The sequence below is a fragment of the Hydrogenophaga pseudoflava genome, assembly GCF_031020795.1.
In the GTDB taxonomy this organism is placed as follows: Bacteria; Pseudomonadota; Gammaproteobacteria; order Burkholderiales; family Burkholderiaceae_C; genus Hydrogenophaga; species Hydrogenophaga pseudoflava_A.
On the sequence record NZ_JAVHJP010000002.1, the window covers coordinates 107,204 to 126,432 of the forward strand.

The 19,229-nt window shown below is 67.8% G+C and carries 19 protein-coding genes and 1 tRNA gene; 14 read left to right on the forward strand and 6 right to left on the reverse strand.

The features are described from left to right. Nucleotides 1-4: 4 nt before the first annotated feature. The 12 genes from RCO38_RS06225 (at nucleotide 5) to RCO38_RS06280 (ending at nucleotide 11,105) form a co-directional block, all read left to right on the forward strand. Complete coding sequence (locus RCO38_RS06225) at nucleotides 5-484, forward strand: ferritin-like domain-containing protein (protein WP_308327450.1); 480 nt, start codon at nucleotides 5-7, stop codon at nucleotides 482-484. Nucleotides 485-622: 138 nt separating this feature from the next. Continuing rightward, nucleotides 623-2,116 (forward strand): nitrogenase iron-molybdenum cofactor biosynthesis protein NifE, encoded by a 1,494-nt coding sequence (gene nifE / locus RCO38_RS06230; RefSeq protein ID WP_308327451.1) that lies wholly within the window; start codon nucleotides 623-625, stop codon nucleotides 2,114-2,116. A 14-nt stretch (nucleotides 2,117-2,130) separates the two neighbouring features. Continuing rightward, nucleotides 2,131-3,531, forward strand: coding sequence for a nitrogenase iron-molybdenum cofactor biosynthesis protein NifN (gene nifN / locus RCO38_RS06235; RefSeq protein ID WP_308327452.1), 1,401 nt, complete (start codon nucleotides 2,131-2,133; stop codon nucleotides 3,529-3,531). Between the two features lie 19 nt (nucleotides 3,532-3,550). Then, a complete protein-coding gene (gene nifX, locus RCO38_RS06240; protein ID WP_308327453.1) occupies nucleotides 3,551-3,964 on the forward strand; it encodes a nitrogen fixation protein NifX in 414 nt (137 codons plus the stop codon). Continuing rightward, nucleotides 3,957-4,445, forward strand: coding sequence for a NifX-associated nitrogen fixation protein (locus RCO38_RS06245; protein ID WP_308327454.1), 489 nt, complete (start codon nucleotides 3,957-3,959; stop codon nucleotides 4,443-4,445). Before nifX ends, RCO38_RS06245 begins: the two co-directional genes overlap by 8 nt. Nucleotides 4,446-4,461: 16 nt before the next feature. Beyond that, a complete protein-coding gene (locus RCO38_RS06250; RefSeq protein ID WP_308327455.1) occupies nucleotides 4,462-4,659 on the forward strand; it encodes a CCE_0567 family metalloprotein in 198 nt (65 codons plus the stop codon). A gap of 13 nt (nucleotides 4,660-4,672) precedes the next feature. After that, nucleotides 4,673-4,978 (forward strand): ferredoxin III, nif-specific, encoded by a 306-nt coding sequence (gene fdxB, locus RCO38_RS06255; RefSeq protein WP_308327456.1) that lies wholly within the window; start codon nucleotides 4,673-4,675, stop codon nucleotides 4,976-4,978. An 11-nt stretch (nucleotides 4,979-4,989) separates the two neighbouring features. Continuing rightward, on the forward strand, nucleotides 4,990-5,412 hold the full coding sequence (locus RCO38_RS06260) for a nitrogen fixation protein NifQ (protein WP_308327457.1): 423 nt from the start codon (nucleotides 4,990-4,992) through the stop codon (nucleotides 5,410-5,412). A 119-nt stretch (nucleotides 5,413-5,531) separates the two neighbouring features. After that, a complete protein-coding gene (locus RCO38_RS06265) occupies nucleotides 5,532-6,044 on the forward strand; it encodes a sigma-70 family RNA polymerase sigma factor (protein WP_308327458.1) in 513 nt (170 codons plus the stop codon). Nucleotides 6,045-6,063: 19 nt separating this feature from the next. Continuing rightward, nucleotides 6,064-7,062: a FecR family protein gene (locus RCO38_RS06270; RefSeq protein ID WP_308327459.1), complete on the forward strand. Its 999-nt coding sequence runs from the start codon at nucleotides 6,064-6,066 to the stop codon at nucleotides 7,060-7,062. Between the two features lie 244 nt (nucleotides 7,063-7,306). After that, nucleotides 7,307-9,817, forward strand: coding sequence for a TonB-dependent siderophore receptor (locus tag RCO38_RS06275; RefSeq protein ID WP_308327460.1), 2,511 nt, complete (start codon nucleotides 7,307-7,309; stop codon nucleotides 9,815-9,817). Nucleotides 9,818-9,827: 10 nt separating this feature from the next. Further along, nucleotides 9,828-11,105, forward strand: coding sequence for a PepSY-associated TM helix domain-containing protein (locus RCO38_RS06280; RefSeq protein ID WP_308327461.1), 1,278 nt, complete (start codon nucleotides 9,828-9,830; stop codon nucleotides 11,103-11,105). Between the two features lie 39 nt (nucleotides 11,106-11,144). On the opposite strand, the gene RCO38_RS06285 is transcribed toward RCO38_RS06280, so the two are convergent. From RCO38_RS06285 to RCO38_RS06305, 5 genes are all read right to left on the reverse strand, one after another. Next, nucleotides 11,145-11,220 (reverse strand) — tRNA-Ala (locus tag RCO38_RS06285). Nucleotides 11,221-11,254: 34 nt separating this feature from the next. Continuing rightward, complete coding sequence (locus RCO38_RS06290; protein WP_308327462.1) at nucleotides 11,255-12,010, reverse strand: OmpA/MotB family protein; 756 nt, start codon at nucleotides 12,008-12,010, stop codon at nucleotides 11,255-11,257. A 51-nt stretch (nucleotides 12,011-12,061) separates the two neighbouring features. Beyond that, nucleotides 12,062-12,862, reverse strand: a complete 801-nt coding sequence (locus RCO38_RS06295; RefSeq protein ID WP_308327463.1) for a motility protein A — start codon at nucleotides 12,860-12,862, stop codon at nucleotides 12,062-12,064. A gap of 97 nt (nucleotides 12,863-12,959) precedes the next feature. Further along, nucleotides 12,960-13,856 carry an NAD(P)-dependent oxidoreductase gene (locus RCO38_RS06300; protein ID WP_308327464.1) on the reverse strand — a complete coding sequence of 299 codons (897 nt, stop codon included), beginning with the start codon at nucleotides 13,854-13,856 and terminating at the stop codon, nucleotides 12,960-12,962. Between the two features lie 58 nt (nucleotides 13,857-13,914). Next, nucleotides 13,915-14,628 (reverse strand): GntR family transcriptional regulator, encoded by a 714-nt coding sequence (locus RCO38_RS06305; protein WP_308327465.1) that lies wholly within the window; start codon nucleotides 14,626-14,628, stop codon nucleotides 13,915-13,917. A gap of 97 nt (nucleotides 14,629-14,725) precedes the next feature. Here RCO38_RS06305 and RCO38_RS06310 point away from each other — a divergent pair, with 97 nt between their 5' ends. Beyond that, complete coding sequence (locus tag RCO38_RS06310; protein WP_308327466.1) at nucleotides 14,726-15,619, forward strand: alpha/beta hydrolase; 894 nt, start codon at nucleotides 14,726-14,728, stop codon at nucleotides 15,617-15,619. Here RCO38_RS06310 and RCO38_RS06315 read toward each other — a convergent pair. Next, nucleotides 15,612-16,589, reverse strand: coding sequence for a GMP reductase (locus RCO38_RS06315; RefSeq protein ID WP_133156425.1), 978 nt, complete (start codon nucleotides 16,587-16,589; stop codon nucleotides 15,612-15,614). The genes RCO38_RS06310 and RCO38_RS06315 overlap by 8 nt on opposite strands. A gap of 215 nt (nucleotides 16,590-16,804) precedes the next feature. Here RCO38_RS06315 and RCO38_RS06320 point away from each other — a divergent pair, with 215 nt between their 5' ends. Next, nucleotides 16,805-19,216, forward strand: a complete 2,412-nt coding sequence (locus RCO38_RS06320) for a UvrD-helicase domain-containing protein (RefSeq protein ID WP_308327467.1) — start codon at nucleotides 16,805-16,807, stop codon at nucleotides 19,214-19,216. Nucleotides 19,217-19,229 lie beyond the last annotated feature (13 nt).

Here is a 19,229-nt window from a genome sequence, read left to right on the forward strand (position 1 = left end):
CACCATGGACTCCGTCGAAGAATTTCTTGTCCACGCCATCCGCCTCGAACAGGAGGCGGCGCTGCGTTTCGGTCAGCTGGCCGACGCGATGCTCACACAGGGCAACCGCGAGGTGGGTCGCCTGTTTCGGCAACTGGCGGATTATTCGAAGCTGCACCTGGCGGATGCGCGCGAGCGCGCCGGCTACCGCGATCTGCCGCCGCTGCGGCCCGAGGATTGCACCTGGCCGGACATCGAGAGCCCCGAGGCGGCCGCGATCTGGGCGGCCGACCCGATGCTCGGGCGCGAGCAGGCGCTGCAAGTGGCGCTGGAGGCGGAGCAGGGCGGCCTGGACTACTACACCGGGATCATGGAGAACACCATCGACCCCGAGCTGCGTGCGCTGGCCAAAGAGTTCGCTGACGAAGAGGCCGGACACGTGGCCGAACTCCAGCGCTGGATCGAACTGCACCGCGAGGGCAAGCCGTTGCCGACGGACGTCTGACAGCTTCTGTCGCAAACCACCCGTCGGTATTGCTTCAAACCCTTCACAGAACCAGCGCCAATCGGCCAAAAGCACCACCCAATTGCCTGGCATCAAACCTGCAAAGAGCTTCCCAACCCACGTTGACAGGAGCTCGCCATGTCGGTATCGCTGAAGGCCAAGATCGCTGAAGTGTTCGAGGAGCCCGGGTGCGACATCAACCAGGGCAAGAGCGAGAAGGAGCGCAAGAAGGGCTGCACCAAGCAGCTCTCGCCCGGCGCGGCGGCCGGCGGGTGTGCGTTTGACGGCGCCAAGATCGCGCTGCAGCCGGTGGCCGACGTGGCCCACCTGGTGCACGGGCCCATTGCCTGCGAAGGCAACAGCTGGGACAACCGCCACAGCGCGTCCTCGCACTCGCAGATCTACCGAACCGGCTTCACCACCGACATCAACGAACTCGACGTGATCTACGGCGGCGAGAAGCGCCTGTTCAAGTCGATCCGCGAAATCATCGAGAAGTACGACCCGCCGGCGGTCTTCGTCTACCAGACCTGCGTGACCGCGCTGACCGGCGACGACATCGAGGCGGTGTGCAAGCGCGCGGCGGAGAAGTTCGGCAAGCCGGTGATTCCGGTCAACGCGCCGGGCTTTGCCGGCCCCAAGAACCTGGGCAACAAGCTGGGTGCCGAGGCCATCCTCGACCACGTCATCGGCACCGTCGAGCCCGAGTTCACCACGCCCTACGACATCAACATCATCGGCGAGTACAACCTGGTCGGTGAGCTGTGGCAGGTCAAGCCGCTGCTGGATGCGCTGGGCATCCGCATCCTCTCGTGCATCAGCGGCGACGGCAAGTACAACGAGATCGCCTCGGCGCACCGCGCCAGGGTCAACATGATGGTCTGCAGCAAGTCGATGATCAACATCGCGACCAAGATGCAGCAGCGCTACGGCATCCCGTACTTCGAGGGTTCGTTCTACGGCATCAGCGACATGAGCGACACCCTGCGCCAGATCGCGAAGCTGCTGGTGCAGCAGGGGGCCGACGCCGAACTGATCGACCGCACCGAGCGCCTGATCGAGGTCGAAGAGGCTCGGGCCTTCAAGCGCATCGCCGAGTACAAGGCGCGCCTGACCGGCAAGCGCGTGCTGCTGATCACCGGTGGCGTGAAGTCCTGGTCGGTGGTGGCGGCGCTGCAGGAAGGCGGCATGGAGATCGTCGGCACCAGCGTCAAGAAGAGCACCAGGGAAGACAAGGACAAGATCAAGGAGATCATGGGCGAGGGCGCCGACGCCCACATGATCGACGACATGACGCCGCGCGAGATGTACGCCATGTTGCGCGACGCGCGCGCCGACATCATGCTCAGCGGCGGCCGCTCGCAGTTCGTGGCGCTGAAGGCGCGCATGCCCTGGCTGGACATCAACCAGGAACGCTACTACGCCTACGCCGGCTATGAGGGCATGGTCGAGCTGGTGCACCAGATCGACCGCACGATCTCCAACCCGGTCTGGCAGCGCGTGCGCATCGCCGCGCCCTGGGGCGACGACGGCGAGACGCTGGGGGCTGTGGCACCGACCGCATCGACGGCGCATCTGAGCGCGGTCGCGGCGCACGCCATGGGGCTTGAGCCCGAAGAAGTCCCGGTCTGAGCAGGAGACACGCCATGGCACGCGTCGTCGAATCGAAGAAAGCCTGCACGGTCAACCCGCTCAAGATGAGCCAGCCGCTGGGCGCGAGCCTGGCCTTCCTGGGGCTTGATGCCTGTATGCCGGTGATGCACGGCTCGCAGGGCTGCACCTCGTTCGGCCTGGTGCTGCTGGTGCGGCACTTCAAGGAAGCCATCCCGCTGCAGACCACGGCGATGAACGAGGTCACCACCATCCTTGGCGGCTACGAGAACATCGAGGCGGCGCTGCTGAACATCCGCAAACGCGCGGCGCCCAAGCTGATCGCGATCTGCTCCACCGGCCTGACCGAGACCAAGGGCGACGACGTGGTGGGGTTCCTGAATCTGGCGCGCCAGAAGCACCCGGAGCTGGCCGACACCGAAATCGTCTATGTCTCGACGCCCGACTACGTGGGCGCGTTCGAGGACGGCTTCAAGCACGCCATCACCGGCATTGTGAACTCGCTCGTGAAGCCGCTGCCGCCGGTGCAGGACCAGGTCACGCTGCTGCCGGGATGCCACCTCAGCCCCGGCGACATCGACGAGCTGCGCGAGATCATCGAAGCCTTCGGCCTGAAGGCCATCGTGCTGCCCGACCTGTCGGGTTCGCTGGACGGTCACATCCCGCCCGACTGGCGCGGCACCACGCTGGGCGGCACCTCGCTGGAACAGATCCGCGCGGCCGGGGCGTCGTCGTGGACCATCGGTGTCGGTGAGCAGACCCGCGAAGGCGCGGAGGCGCTGCAGGCGATCAGCGGTGCGCCGTTCGAGATCTTCGAGCGATTGACCGGCCTCGAGGCCAACGACCGGCTGCTGATGCGCCTGTCGCAGCACAGCGGCCGGCCCGTGCCCGCCAAGTACCGCCGCCAGCGCAGCCAGCTGCTGGACGCCATGCTCGACGGGCATTTCTACACCGGCGGCATGACGGTGGCCATCGGCGCCGAACCCGACCTGCTGCTGGCCATCGGTGCCCTCCTGCACGAGATGGGCGCCGAGCTGCGCTGCTGCATCAGCACCACGCAGTCGGCGTCGCACGCGCTGCTGCCGGCCGAAACCGTGCTGCTCGGTGACCTGGAAGACCTGGAGCAGGGCGCGAAGGACTGCGACCTGATCGTGACCCACGCGCACGGCCGCCAGGCGGCGCAGCGCCTGGGCAAGCCGCTGCTGCGCATGGGCTTCCCGGTGTTCGACCGCATCGGCAATGCGCACCGCGTGCAGGTGGGGTACCGCGGCACCATGAACCTCATCTTCGAGATCGCCAACCTGATGATCGAGCAGATCCCGCACCACCACGAAGGCGACTGGCCGCTCACGCCCGAAGCGCGCCGCGCCGCCATGAGCCGCAACGCGGCATCTCCGTCCCTCCCGCCCAACCCGCTGGCCGCGGCCAGCGCCTGAACGCCCAAGGAGCAACGCCATGAAGATCGCCTTCGCCACCCAGGACAAGGAGAGCGTCAACGCGCACTTCGGCTGGGCCAAACACATCCTGGTCTACGAACTGAATGCCGACGGCCACCAGTTTGTGCAGAGCTTCGACTTCGGCGACAAGCTGCAGGAGGACGGTGACGAAGACAAGCTCGCGCCCAAGCTCGACGCCATCCACGACTGCGCCATCCTGTATGTCGCGGCCATAGGGGGTTCGGGCGCGGCGCGTGTGGTGGCGCTGAAGATCCACCCGATCAAGGTGCCGCAGCCCGAGTCCATCGCCGAGATCCTGGAGAAGCTGCAGGTCGTGCTCAAGGGCACGCCGCCGCCCTGGCTGCGCAAGGCTCTGCAGAAAGACAGCGCCCCTTCCTTTGACTTTGAAGACGACGAGGTGACCCATGGCTGAAACCGCCACCCCCGAGACCGACGCCCCCAGCGACGACGCCATGCTGGCCACGCCGTTCGTGCAGCAGCTGGTCAAGCAGATGCGCGCGCAGGACACCCACGGCCAGTGGGAAGGCAAGAGCGATCTGAAGATCCTCAAGCCCTTCATCCTCACGCCCGAGGAGCGCCGCGCCATCCCCATCATGGGCGACCCGGACCCCGAGACCCTGTGGCACCTGGAGATCTTCTACAACGCCATCGCGGTGGCCATCGAGCGCGCGACCGGCCAGATGGTCTCGCCCATGATGAAGATGAGCCACGAGGGCTTCGGCCGCATGGTGCTGCTGGCTGGCCGGCTGGTCGTCGTCAACAAGCAGCTGCGCGACGTGCACCGCTTCGGATTTCCCTCGCTGGCCAAGCTGGCCGAGGCCGGCGGCAAGTTCGTCGACGAGGCCGTCACCATGATCCGCACCTACCCCGAGGTCGCGAACTACGGGGCCTGACCCCACGGAGATCCCCATGAGCGAAACCGCCGACGAACTCAAGCTGCGCCTGAAAAAGCTCAACGCCCAGGCGACCCAGGCCAAGATGGACCTGCACGACCTGTCCGAAGAGCTGCCGACCAACTGGGAAAACATCCTGTCGGTCGCCCAGCGCTGCCACGATGCCCATGCCGCGCTGATGGAAGCCAGGAAGCTGGCAGCAACCGCCGCCTGACCGGGAGCACACCATGAGCGCCTTTTCCGTCACCCTGCCCAGCGGAGCGACCTGGACACCGACCTTTGTCGCCTCGCTGGACGAAGAAAAGTGCATCGGCTGTGGCCGCTGCTTCAAGGTCTGCCCGCGCGGGGTGCTCGAACTCGTCGGCCTGAACGACGAGGGCGAGCGCATCCGCGTGGACCTGGACGATGACGACGACGAGGAATACGAAAAGAAGGTGATGACCATCGCGCACCAGGAGCTGTGCATCGGCTGCACCGCCTGCTCGCGCATCTGCCCCAAGAAGTGCTATTCGCACGCTCCGGCCCAGGCCTGAAGGAGCCCGCCATGCTGCAGCCCGTCATGCCCCGACTGGACTGGGCGCGGATCGAGCCGCGCATGCGCGTGCGCAACGACGAGATCGACGACCTGATGGCGCTGCTGCTGGCCCACGCCGACCGCGGCGCCGGACCGAAGGCCGATCTCTACCACCACGCCTGGCTGATCGCCTGCGCCAGCCTGGGCGACCAGCACCTCTGGCAGGACATGGGCCTGCCCTCGCGCGAGGCCCTCACGGCGCTGATCGAGCGCTGGTTTCCGGCGCTGGCATCGCGCAATGTCGACAACATGAAGTGGAAGAAGTTCTTCTACCGCCAGCTGTGCCTGAAGGAAGACATCCTGATCTGCAAGTCGCCCAGCTGCGCGGACTGCAGCGACCACGCGCTGTGCTTCGGTCCGGAGCAGGACACGGCGGCGCAGGCATCGGTCTGAGGCCGGAGCGTGTTGCCCGTGCCGCGGCGTGCCGGGTGACACCGCCGCAGCGCTGCGCGAATCCGGTGTCTGGGTGATAATGCGAACCATTCTTAATATGACGCCGCCAGCCAACACCCATGGCCACCGCCGAATCCGCCCACCGGCACCAGATCGAAAGCCTGTACGTCGAGCACCACGGCTGGCTGCAGGGCTGGGTGCGCCGCAGGATGGCGTGCAGCCACGACGCCGCCGACGTGGCGCAGGATGTGTTCATGCGCCTGCTCAGCCGCCAGGAGGCGGTGCTGGCGCGGCAGCCGCGCGCTTTTCTCTCGACCATTGCGCGCGGGCTGGTGATCGAGCGCTGGCGCCGGCGTGAACTGGAGCAGGCCTGGCTGGAGACCCTGGCCGCGCTGCCCGAAGCCGAGGCGCCCAGTCCAGAGAGCCGGCTCATCTTCCTGCAGGCGCTGATCGAGATCGATCGGGTGCTCGACGCGCTCAAGCCGTCCTGGCGGCAGGCCTTCCTTCTGGCCCAGCTGGACGGGCTGAGCTGCCCCCAGATTGCGGTCCGGCTGGGCGTGTCGCTGGCCACGGCCGAGCGCTACGTGGCCAAGGCGCTGCGGGCCTGCTACGCACTGCGGTTCGAACACTGAGCACTCCGGAGCCGTTCTCATGTCGGACGTGGCCTTGCCTGGCGCCTTGATCGACGCGGCCATCGCCTGGTCCGTCCGCCTCGACTACAGCGACCCCAGTCCGCAGAGCCGGGCCGAATTCGAGCAATGGCTGCGGCAGGACCCGCGGCACGCCATGGCCTGGCAACGTGTGAGCGGCCTTCGGGGGGACTTCCAGCTGCCGGGACTGTCGCCTCAGATCGCCCGCCAGACCCTGGACACCGCCCAGCAACTGCACCAGCAGCGCCGGCATTCGCGGCGCGGCGCGTTCAGGCTGCTTTCGCTCGCCGCGGTCGTGGCGGGAGCCGGCTGGGTGGCGCGCGAGCGCACCCCCTGGCAGCGGCTGCTGGCCGATGCGAGCACCGCTGTGGGCGAGCGCAAGACGCTCACACTGAGCGACGGCAGCCGCCTCCAGCTCAACACCGACACGGCGCTGAGCGCCGACCTCGGTGGTCCACAGCGCTGGGTGGACCTGCACCGCGGGGAAATCCAGATCAGCACCGGTGCCGACGCCTCGGGCGCCTCCGCCTGGGGAGGGCGGCGACCGTTCTGGGTGCGCACGCCCTTTGGTCAGATGCAGGCGCTGGGCACCCGCTTCACCGTGCGCCTGCACGCCGACCACGCCCTTGTCAGCGTGCACGAGGGAGCGGTGCAACTGCACCCTGCCCAGGGGGGCCCAGCGCCCACCGTGTGGCCGGGTCAGAGCCTGCGGATGCACCGCGACACTGCGGCGGCCGCCGATCTGCAGGGCTTCGAGCCCGATGCCTGGACCGACGGGGTCATCGCTGGGCGCGACATGCGGCTGGCCGATCTGCTGGCCGAGATCGAGCGCTACCGGGTGGGGCGGATCGTCTGCGACCCACGGGTGGCCGATCTCCGCGTCTCCGGCCTGTTCCATGTGCGCGATACCGACCAGGCCCTGCAGTTCCTGCTGCAGACCCAGCCCATCAGCGTCACCCTCACGACCCGGTGGTGGGTGCGGGTGGGACCTGAGCCGTAGCGGGACATTTTTTTTGGGGGGCGGCAAAAAAAGTGAGGGGATCGGCGGGCGTCGTTCGGCCTGACTGGTGAGACCTTTGTCCCACCCGGCTTCAAGCCCCTGCCTCACCGAACCGACCATGACCTCTTCGCCGCATCAGTTTCCGGGCCTGCGCCCGCGCAAGGCCGTTCGCCGTCCATCGTCGTCAACCGCCGTCCTTCGACCGTCCGCTCCGCCCGGTCGTCCGGGCCGTCTCCATCGGGCCTTGCACGGTGCCCTGATCACCATGGCCATGGGCGCCGGGCTGTCGGTGCCGACCCTGGCCGTGGCACAGGCCGCGTCAACGGCGACCCTGCCGGCCGGGACGGAGGTCAGGACCTTCAGTGTGCCCCCGGGGTCGCTGGCGGCGGCACTGGACCGCTTCGCCCGCACCGCGGGCGTGAACCTGGCCTACGACGCAGCCGCCATCGAGGGTCTGAACACCCCGGGCCTGATGGGCAACCATCCCATCGCAGCAGGGCTGTCGCGGCTGCTGGCGGGCACCGGCCTGGAAGCCCTGTCGCAGCCTGGCGGCGGTTATTCGGTGCGCAAGGCGGCGAATGCCCCGGTGGCGCCTGCCGCTGTATCGGCGCCCGCCACCCCGGCCGCGCCTGCACGGGCCCTGCCGACGGTGGTGGTGACCGCCACCTCCGACCGCGGCCCGGTGCCGTTCGTGTCGCGCAAGACCCAGTCGCTGGGCTTCGCGCTGCCGGAGCAGAAAACGCCTGCGGTGATCAACACCGTCACCGAAGAGTTCTGGGAGGCCACCGGCTCGAAGACGCTGGACGAGGTGCTGTCTTACGTTCCCGGGGTCAGCCTGACCGACAACGGCGGCTGGACCGGCGACACCATCAGCATCCGGGGTTTCACGTCGACGGCCCCCTACCGCGACGGCATCCGGCAGGTGGACTCGGGTTATGGGCAGAGCCTTCGCGCCATGCCGGACAACATCGAGCGCATCGAAGTGGTCAAGGGGCCGGCCGGGGCGGAGTTCGGGGTGGCCGAGCCGGGCGGCGCCGTCAACTTCGTCTCCAAGCAGCCGCTGCGCGAGACGCTGCGCACCTTCACCGTGGGCATCGGTCAGGATGGCTACCGCAAGCTGGGCGCCGACCTCACGGGCGCACTCAATGAACGAGGCGACCTTCAGGGGCGGCTCGTCATGGCCTACGTCGAGCCTGAAGAATGGCGCGCCGGCCGGCCGGAGAACACGCACCGCTACCTGTTTGCCCCCACCCTCAACTGGGACTACAGCAGCCAGGGACAGATCACCCTGGGCTACGAACGCAGTCACCAGAAATCCCCGCAGGACCGCGGGATCATCTACCTCGAAGGGGCGTGGCCAGGCGGTTTCGCACCCCGCGACTGGAGCTTTCACCAGACCACCTCCAGCCAGGTCAATCAAACCGACCGCATCCGGCTGCACCACGAGCACCGCTTCACCGACGCGCTCAAGTGGAGCACCGCCATCGAGCACGGCCAGTACCGCTACCGTCTGGCGGAGTTCCGCAACGCAGAGTCGGAGCCCGGATGGGGCACGCTCTACAACGACGACGGGCGCAGCTGGAGCGGTTCGCGCCTGGTGAACCTCTACTGGGACCAATGGCGTGGCGACACCACCGCCAATGCCATCCGTTCATCGCTGGAATACAGGTTCCGCGCGGCGGGTGCCGAGCATGTGCTGACCGGCGGCGTCGATCGTTTCAGCAGCACCAATCTCGCCGACTCGCTCTACAGCACCGTCGGCAACACCTTGGACATCCTGGCGCCGGTCAACAACCAGTCGCCCGCGTTCATCGACAAGAACAACGCGGTCTGGACCAGCACCATCAAGGTGAAGGAGGAGGGTGTCAGCGCCCGGTGGCTGGCCAACTGGTCGCAGCGCTTTCGCACCATCGTCGGGCTGCGCCACTTCGATTACTCCTACGACTACGACGCCGCCTACGTCGACCACCGCGACAGTGGCAACAACTACCCCTATGCGGACGCCTACGACAGCCGAAAGGCCTCCCTGCGGGCGGCCGCAAGCTACGACCTGAACGCCGAACACTCCGCCTTCGCGGGCGTCAGCGATGGCTACGTGCCGCAGACCGGCATCAGGCGGGACGGCTCGCCGCTGGACCCGATCCACGATCAGGCGGCGGAGCTCGGCATCAAGAGCCGCCTCATGGGGGGCAAGCTGTCGTGGACCAACAGCCTGTTCACCATCCGCCGCGCCAACGCCAGCCTGCAGGACCCGGGCAACGGTCCGAGCGACTCGTTCGTGGTGAACGGCGGCAAGGCGAAGATCAGCGGCATCGAGAGCGAGCTCACGGCACAGGCAGGACCGCACCTGCGCCTGCGCGCCGGGCTGGCATTGCAGAAGTCCCGCATCGAGGCCCACGACAACCCGGCCTTCATCGGCAACCGCTTTGCCAACACCCCCGAACACCAGGTGTCGCTGCTCGCGAGCTACCACTGGGGCGGCTTCGGCCTGGACCGTCTGACCACCGACGCCGGCGTGACGCGCATCGGTCAACGCTGGGGCAACTCGGGCAACACGATCTCGCTGCCGGCCTACACGCTGCTGAGCCTGGGCGCGACCTACCGCGTGGGGCCAGACACCAGTGTGAGACTGAGCATCGCCAACGCGACCGACCGGACCTACTACACCGGCATGCAGGACAGCGGTTCGCGGGCGGACCAGGTGATGGTTGGCGCCCGGCGCAACGCGTTCGTCACCCTGACCCACAGCTACTGAAGCCGTCGACGTGAGGGCGCTGGCCGTCGTCGTTCATCGCTGGGTGGGCCTGGTGATGGCAGGGTTCCTGCTGGTCGCCGGGCTGACCGGCTGCCTGCTGGTCTGGTACCACGAACTGGATGCAGCCCTCAACCCGCACCTCATGCGCGTGGCCCCTCCGCGGGACGAGGGCGGGGCGGCCGGGCCTGCCGTTCTCGACGCGCTCGTGCTGCGGGAGCGGGTTGTGGCGGCCTATCCGGCGGCCCGGGTCCACCACCTGTCCTTTGTCCAGGCGGCGCCGGGCGACGCCCGCGTCTTCTATGTCGAGGCCGCGCCCGATGGCTCGGGCCACACCACCGCACTGCCGGTCGACGAGGTCTTCGTCAACCCGTACACGGGCGCCATCCTCGGCGCCCGCAAGTGGGGAGACCTCGGGCAGGGGCTGATCAACCTTATGCCCTTTCTGTACCGGCTGCATTACTCGCTGGCGCTGGACACCGTGGGCACCTGGGCGTTCGGCATCGTGGCGCTGCTCTGGACGCTGGACTGCTTCGTCGGTGCCTGGCTGACATTTCCAGCGCGTTCGCGGCGTCCGGGCGCAGAGGGCCGTGGCTGGTGGACGCGCTGGGCACCGGCCTGGAAGGTGCGATGGCGCTCGGGTGGCCACAAGCTCCACTTCGATCTGCACCGCGCGGGTGGGCTGTGGCCCTGGGCGCTGCTGTGTGTGCTGGCCTGGAGCAGCGTGGCTTTCAACCTGCACGAGGCGGTCTACCGGCCCGTGATGGGCACGGTGTTCGAGTTTCAGGCCGATCCCGCGGGACCGCTGCCCGATCTGCCCGCAGCCCCGCCAGAACCCGTACACGGCTGGCCCGCCGCGATCGACCTGGCGCGCGCGCACATGGCGGAGCTGGCGCGGCTGAAGAACTTCAGGGTGCTGACCGAGGACCGTGTGTCGTACCAGCCCCGCAAGGGTTACATCCGGTATGTCGTGCGTTCGGACCTCGACGTCAACGAACGCCGCGGACAGACCGCTGTTTTCGTTGATCCCCGCACCGGTGCCCTCATCGGCTCGGTGCTGCCGACGCGGGCGGCGGCGGGGGACACGGTCACGAGCTGGCTGCTCGCGCTGCACATGGCGCAGGTGTGGGGATTGCCGTTTCGCATCGCCATGACCGCCATGGGACTGGTGGTGGCGGTGCTCAGCGTGACCGGGGTCGTGATCTGGTGGAAGAAACGCAGGGCCCGTGCGTTGGAAACGAGCCGGCGGGCAGCCCTGCAACCGGGCCGCGCAGACAGGCCATTCGCCTGAACCTGGAGGGTCGCAGTGGACTTCCCGAAGAGGCCTATGTGGTGGAGACGAGGAGGATCGAACTCCCGACCTTCGCATTGCGAACGCGACGCTCTCCCAGCTGAGCTACGTCCCCACGAACCGACAAATTTTATCAAACCGGGACCGACTCAGCGCGCCTTGGCGGTCGAAGACGGTGCCCGCTCCATGGTCAGCTCCACGCGCCGGTTGTGCACCCGGTCGACCGGGTTGTCGCGCGATCCCAGGGGCCGGGTGTCGGCGAAGCCGCTGGCTTGCACGCGCTGCGGTGCCACGCCCCGTTCGATGAGGTAGCGCGCCACGGCGGCGGCGCGGGCGGTGGACAGTTCCCAGTTGGAGGGGAAACGCTCGGTCTGGATCGGCACGCCGTCGGTGTGGCCTTCCACCACCAGGCGCAGGCTGGGGTCGCTGTTGAGCAGGGGGATCAGGCGGTCCAGCACGGGCAGGCCGCCTGTGGCCAGGCTGGCCGCGCCGGACTCGAACAGGATCTCGCTGCTGATCCGGAAACGCACCGCGTCGTCCGTCATGACGATCTCCACGTCCGCGCCCAGCTGGTCCAGCGGCAGGCCGTTGAGGGTCTTCGGGGTGGGCGCGGGCGCAGAAGCCGCGGGTGCTTCCGGCGAGGTCGGGGGAACCGCGGGCGGCACGATGCTGCCACCGGGGTAGGGCGCTCCGGGCACCGGACCGCTGGCATGGGCCGACGGTCCCTGCGCTTGCGCCTCCTGGCCGTCCTTGCCCTTGCCCGGACCAGCGAAGGCGAGCAGCACCACCATCAGCACCAGGATCAGCGTGATCACGTCCAGGTAGGTGATGAGCCAGCCTTCTTCCTCCACTTCCACGCGGGAATCCACGTGCCAGCGGCGGTAGCGGCCGACGGCGGTGGACACGCGGGGCTGGCGTGCGGGGGAGGGTCCGGTCTGTGATACGGCGGCCATGGTTCAGCGGGTGGCCGGGCGTGGGGCGCCCCGGCGGTCGTAGATTTCGTCGTCGTACTGGGCCACGAAGGCCTTGAGCGTCTCCCGCATCAGCGAGGGACTGCGGCCCACGCACATCATCGAGATGCCTTCAAGCACCATGTTCATCAGCACCAGCCGCTGTTCGGTGCGCCGCTCGAGCTTGACCGCGATGGGCTTGAACACCAGGTTGGCCAGCAGCACGCCGTAAAAGGTGGTGACCAGGGCAATCGCCAGCTGCGAGCCGATGGCCCCCATGTCGCCGCCGCCGACCAGGTCCATCAGGTTGATCAGGCCCAGCAGCGTGCCCAGCATGCCGAAGGCGGGTGCGTAGCTGGCCATGACCCGGAACAGCTGCGCCTCGGCCGCCTCGCGCTGGCGCAAATGGGCGATGCGCCACTGCAGGAGGTCGATGATTTCTTCCTCCGGCGTGCGGTCGATCACCAGCTGCACGCCCGTGCGCAGGAAGGGGTTGGTCACGTGGGTCAGCGCCTTCTCCACCGCCTGCAGGTCGCCCTGGACCCAGAGCTTGGACAGGCCCACCAGCTCCTCGATATCCTGTTTGGTGTTGAGCTTCTCCTCACGCATCACCTGGGAGACGAGGTGGAACACGCGCAGCACCTCGCGCAGCGGATAGCTCAGGAAAGTGGCGGCCAGCGTGCCGCCGAGCACGATGGCGATGCTGGGGGCGTCGATGAAGTTGCCCGGCTTGTCGGAGCCGAACAGCAGGATGACGGCCATGAGCGCGACGCTGGCCACCATGCCGATCAGGGTGGACGGGTTCACGCCAGGGGTTCCTTGGGATTGCGGTGCATACCCTGGGGATTCTCGGCAGGCCAGCGCCTGTCGAGATGGGGAAAAGGGGGGGATTTCCCCTCTTGATTCAATTCATCCCATTGCGGCTGGCCAGTTCCATGAACAGCGCCGAGTGGTCCAGATCGGCCAGGCCGTGCTCGGCGGCCTGGCCGAACAGCTGCTCGAACAGCCCGGTGATGGGGGCGTCGAAGCCGATTTCGCTGGCCGTGGTCAGGGCGTTGCGCATGTCCTTGAGCTGCACGGTGACCGCGGCGCGCTTGGCGAAGTCGCGCTCGACCATGCGCTGGCCGTGCACCTGCAGGATGCGGCTGTCGGCGAAACCCCCGCTGATGGCCTGCTTGACCTTGCCCATGTCGGCGCCGCCCTTCTCGCACAGCAGCAGGGCTTCCGCCACGGCGCCGATGGTGATGCCCACGATCATCTGGTTGGCCAGCTTGGCCAGCTGTCCCGAGCCGTGCGGACCGACGTGGGTGGCGCGGCCGAGGGTGGCAAACACCGGCAACGCACGCTCGAAGTCGGCGGGTTTTCCCCCGGCCATGATGGCCAGCGAGCCGGCCTCGGCGCCCACCGTGCCGCCCGAGACGGGGGCGTCCAGGTGGTGGACACCCAGTGCGGCCAGGCGCGCGGCGTGGTCGCGCGCCTGGCGCGGCTGGATGGACGACATGTCGATCACCAGGCTGCCCGGGCGCAGGCCGTCGGTGGTGCCCTGGCCGAACAGCACCTCTTCGACCACCCGGCCGTCTTCGAGCAGGCAGACCACGATGTCGGCCTGGGCCACGGCGTCGGCCGGGCGGTCGAACACCTGGGCGCCGAAGGGCAGCAGGCGCTCGGCCTTGGCGCGCGACCGGTTCCAGGCGCTGACGCGGTGGCCGGCTTCGCGCAGGCGGCGGGCCATGGGGAAGCCCATCATGCCGATGCCCAGCACGGCGATGGACAGGGGGGCGGAAGTGGCGGCGGAAGTCATGAATTCAGGAAGAAAAAATGCGGTTTCCGGGAGTGTCCCGGAAACCGCATGAAGTGGTTCAACGAACCACGGAGTTGTTCGGGCTGGGTGTGGCGGCGCTGCCCGCTGCGAGGGGACCGAGATACACACTGGCCTGGTGGCTGTGTTCGCGCATCAGGGCCTCCGCGCGGGTCGCATCGCCCTGGGCCACGGCCTGCGCGATGGCGGCATGCTCGTCCCAGACCGGGTCGCGCAGGCTGTCGTGGCGCAGGGCCTCGCCCATGGCGCGCCGGATGTGGTGCCAGTGCAGCAGGGCGCTTTGTTCGATCAGGGGGTTGCCCGAAGCCTGGTAGAGCGCGCGGTGAAAGGCCAGGTCGGCGTCGATCATCGCCTTGATGTCACCGGCGTTCACGGCGTTTCTGCCTTGCTCGATCAGTGCGGGATCGATGCGCGCCCGCCGTTCGGCGGCCAGCCGGGCGGCCAGCGTGTCCAGGGCACCACGCACTTCGTAGACCTGCGCAATCCGGTCCGCGTCCAGCGGCGTCACCTGCAGGCCGCGGCTGCGTCCGGCGTTGCCCGCCAGCGGCGCGTCCTGCACGAAGCCGTCGCGCTTGAGCAGGCGCAGCGCCTGCATCACCGGCTGGCGCGAGACCGACAGGCGTTCGGCCAGCTCTTCCTGCGTGACCCGCTGTCCGGGTGCCAGCGCGCCCGCGCTGATGGCGTCCAGCAGGGCGCGGTAGACCTGGTCGACCAGATCGGGCGCGGTTTCGAGTTGCAGCAGCTGGGCGGTCATGTCAATGTATTCTGTACTCTGTATACAGAATACATCAATTCCGAAGACTGGAGGCTGTCAGTCGCCTGACGCGCCCCCCGTGACACAATTTCCCGCCATGAACACGCCCCTCCCACCCGATCCGGCCTGGCTCGACGCCCAGTACAACAACCGCGCCCTGGTGCCGGACCACGCGCAGTATTTCGAGCGCTGGGCAAGGGATTCCAAGGCGGCGCGCGAGCAGCTGGTCTGCCTGCCCGACCTGGCCTACGGCCACGGGCCGGGCGAAACGCTGGACCTGTTCCCGGCGCAGCTCCGCGACAGCGACCCGCTGGCGCCGGTGCTGGTGTTCATCCACGGTGGCTACTGGCGCAGCCTGGACAAGTCGGACCACAGCTTCCTGGCGCCGTCCTTCGTGAAACAGGGCGCCTGCGTGGTGATTCCGAACTACGCACTCTGCCCGGCGGTCACGATTCCCGACATCACCCTGCAGATGGTGCAGGCCCTGGCCTGGACGTATCGCCACATCGCGGTGCACGGCGGCGACCCGCGGCGCATCTCCATCGTCGGCCACTCGGCGGGCGGGCACCTGGCGGCGATGATGCTGGCCTGCGAATGGGCGCGCTTTGCGCCTGATCTGCCCGAGGACCTGGTCTACAACGCGCTGTCGATCTCCGGCGTGTTCGACCTGGAGCCGCTGCGCCACACGCCCTTCCTCAAGGACTCGCTGCGCCTGACGCCCGAACAGGTGCGCATGGCCAGCCCGGCCTGGCTGCCCAAGGAACCGCCCGACACCGAAGAGGAGCGGGCCGTGTTGCTGAGCGTGGCGGGTGGTGACGAGAGCGCCGAGTTCCAGCGCCAGGCCCGGCTGATCCGCGAGACCTGGGGCGAGGCCGTGGTGCCGATCTGCGAGCTGCTGCCGGGGTTGAACCACTTCAGCGTGCTGGACGCGCTGGTGCAGCCGCACCACCGGCTGCACCACCTCGCGCGCCAGTTGCTGGACCTCACATGAACAGGTGCTCGCCGGCGTTCTCGCCGCCGAGGATCACGTAGTTCACCTTCTTGAGGTCGGTCAGCTGGGTGCCGCCGGCGTAGCTGATCGAGCTCTGCACGTCTTCCTGCATCTCGCGCAGCGTGTCGGCGAGCTTTCCCTTGATGGGTTCGAGGATGCGTTTGCCTTCGACGTGCTTGTACTCGCCCTTGTTGAAGTCGCTGGCCGAGCCGTAGTACTCCTTGTAGAGCTTGCCGTCGACCTCGACTGTCTGGCCGGGTGATTCCTCGTGGCCGGCGAACAGCGAGCCGATCATCACCATCGTGGCGCCAAAGCGCACGCTCTTGGCGATGTCGCCGTGGTGGCGGATGCCGCCGTCCGCGATGATGGGCTTGGTCGCCACGCGCGCGCACCACTTGAGCGCCGAGAGCTGCCAGCCGCCGGTGCCGAAGCCAGTCTTGAGCTTGGTGATGCAGACCTTGCCCGGGCCCACACCCACCTTGGTCGCGTCCGCGCCCCAGTTCTCCAGGTCGATCACCGCCTCGGGTGTGGCCACGTTGCCCGCGATCACGAAGGCCTGGGGCAGCTTCTGCTTGATGTGTTCGATCATCTTGCGCACGCTCTCGGCATGGCCGTGCGCGATATCGATGGTGATGTAGTCCGCGCCCACGCCGTCGGCTGCCAGCCGGTCGATGACGTCGTAGTCCGGCGCCTTCACGCCCGAGCTGATCGAGACGAACAGGCCCTTCTCGCGCATGCGCTTCGCATAGGCCACGTTGTCCAGGTCGAAGCGGTGCATCACGTAGAAGTAGCCGTTGGCGGCCAGCCACTCGCTGATGGACTCGTCCAGCACCGTCTTCATGTTGGCCGGTACCACCGGCAGCTTGAAGCGCCGGCCGCCGAACTCGATGGAGGGGTCGCACTCGCTGCGGCTTTCCACGCGGCATTTGCGCGGCAGCAGCAGGATGTTGTCGTAGTCGAAGATTTCCATATGGGCCTTTCAGTCACCCCGCGGTGGGGTGGGTTGGTGAAAAGGCGCTTGGAACTGGCCGGTGCTTGATTCCGGAGCCGGAAAAAAGAAACCGGGCGCAATTGCTTGGGCCCGGTGATTGATTCTAGGCCGATGCCACCCGGGGTGGGGGGCTGCATGCGCATATGAGGGCTATACGAAGGGCTGTATGGCGGGCCGCTTCCTACAATCCCCGGATGCTGTTTGAAGATCCCACCCCGCTGGTCGCGGGCCTGAACCCAGAGCAGGCCGCGGCCGTCACCCTGCCACCCGAACACGCGCTCATCCTGGCCGGCGCCGGCTCGGGCAAGACCCGGGTGCTGACCACCCGCATCGCCTGGCTGCTGCAGAGCGGGCAGGCGGGGCCGGGCGGCATCATGGCCGTGACCTTCACCAACAAGGCGGCCAAGGAAATGATGACGCGCCTGACCGCGATGCTGCCGGTCAATGTGCGCGGCATGTGGATCGGCACCTTCCACGGCCTGTGCAACCGCTTCCTGCGCGCGCACCACCAGGCCGCCGGCCTGCCGCAGACTTTCCAGATCCTGGACACGCAGGACCAGCTCTCGGCCATCAAGCGCCTGTGCAAGCAGCACAACGTGGACGACGAACGTTTTCCGCCCAAGCAGCTGCAGTGGTTCATCAGCGGCTGCAAGGAGGACGGCATGCGTCCGCGCGACGTGGTGGTGCGCGACGACGAGACGCGGCGCAAGGTCGAGATCTACCAGCTCTACGAAGAGCAGTGCCAGCGCGAAGGCGTGGTGGACTTCGGCGAGCTGATGCTGCGCAGCTACGAGGTGCTGCGCGACAACGACCCGATCCGCGTGCACTACCAGCGGCGCTTCAAACACATCCTGATCGACGAGTTCCAGGACACCAACCGCCTGCAGTACGCCTGGATCAAGATGTTCTCCTCGTCACCGCTCGAAGGCCTGCCGCCCTCGGGCAACGCGGTGTTCGCCGTGGGCGACGACGACCAGAGCATCTACGCCTTTCGCGGCGCACGCGTGGGCAATATGGCCGACTTCGTGCGGGAGTTCCAGGTGAAGCACCAGATCAAGCTGGAGCAGAACTACCGCAGCGCCAGCAACATCCTCAACACCGCCAACGAGCTGATCAGCCACAACAGCCGCCGCCTGGGCAAGAACCTGCGCACCGACGCGGGCGCGGGCGAGCCGGTGCGGGTCTACGAATCGGTGAGCGACTTCGCCGAAGCGCAGTGGATGGTGGACGAGATGAAGCAGCTCGAACGCGAGGGCACAGCTCGCAGCGAGATGGCGGTGCTCTACCGCAGCAACGCGCAGAGCCGCGTGGTCGAGACCGCGCTGTTCAACGCCGCGATTCCCTACCGCGTCTATGGCGGCCTGCGCTTCTTCGAACGCGCCGAAATCAAGCACGCGCTGGCCTATCTGCGCCTGCTGGAGAACCCGCACGACGACACCAGCTTCCTGCGCGTGGTGAACTTCCCGCCACGCGGCATCGGCGCGCGCAGCGTCGAGCAGCTGCAGGATGTGGCGCGCGCCAGCGGCTGCTCGCTGCACGACGCGGTCAGTGGCGTGACCGGGCGTGCCGGCACGGCCATCGCCAACTTCGTGGCGCTGCTGGACGTGATGCGCGAGAAGACCGAAGCCATGACCTTGAAAGAGATCATCGAACTGGTGCTCGACAAGAGCGGCCTGATCGAACACTTTCGCAACGAGCGCGAGGGCGAAGACCGGGTGGAGAACCTGGAGGAACTGGTCAACGCGGCCGAGAGCTTCGTGATGCAGGAGGGCTTTGGCCGCGATGCCGTGGCGCTGCCGGTGGACGAACACGGGCCTTCGTTGTCCCAGAGCCCGGTCAGCCAGGGGCTGGACCCGGACGCGCCGGTGCTGAACGAGTCGCTGGCGCCCGACGCCGAGACCGGCGAAACGCTGAGCCCGCTGGCCGCCTTCCTCACCCACGCAGCCCTCGAGTCCGGCGACAACCAGGCGCAGGCCGGGCAGGACGCCGTGCAGCTCATGACGGTGCACGCCGCCAAGGGCCTGGAGTTCGACTGCGTGTTCATCACCGGGCTGGAAGAGGGCCTGTTCCCGCACGAGAACTCCATGAGCGACCGCGACGGGCTGGAGGAAGAGCGCCGCCTGATGTACGTGGCCATCACGCGGGCGCGCAAGCGCCTGTACCTCAGCCATTCGCAGACGCGCATGCTGCACGGGCAGACCCGCTACAACATGAAGAGCCGCTTCTTCGACGAGCTGCCCGAGGCCTGCCTGAAGTGGCTCACGCCGCCGCAACCGGCCTGGGCCGCCGCGGCGGCGTCGGTGGGCGGCTGGCAGGGCGGGCGGCGCGGCCTGTACGCCGTCGGCGGGTCGCCGGCGGCGAACCCGGCCTGGTCGCCGGGCTTCCTGTCCACCGGTGGTGGCACGCCGCCGCCCAAGGCCAGCGAACCGGATCGGGGTGTCGACATCCGCACCGGCCAGAAGGTGTTCCACAACAAGTTCGGCGAAGGCAAGGTGCTGGCGCTCGAAGGCGCCGGCGCCGATGCCCGTGCGCAGGTCAGCTTCAGCCGCCATGGCGTCAAGTGGCTGGCGCTGTCGGTGGCCAAGCTCACCCCGGTCGATGAATGAAAAAAGCCACCGG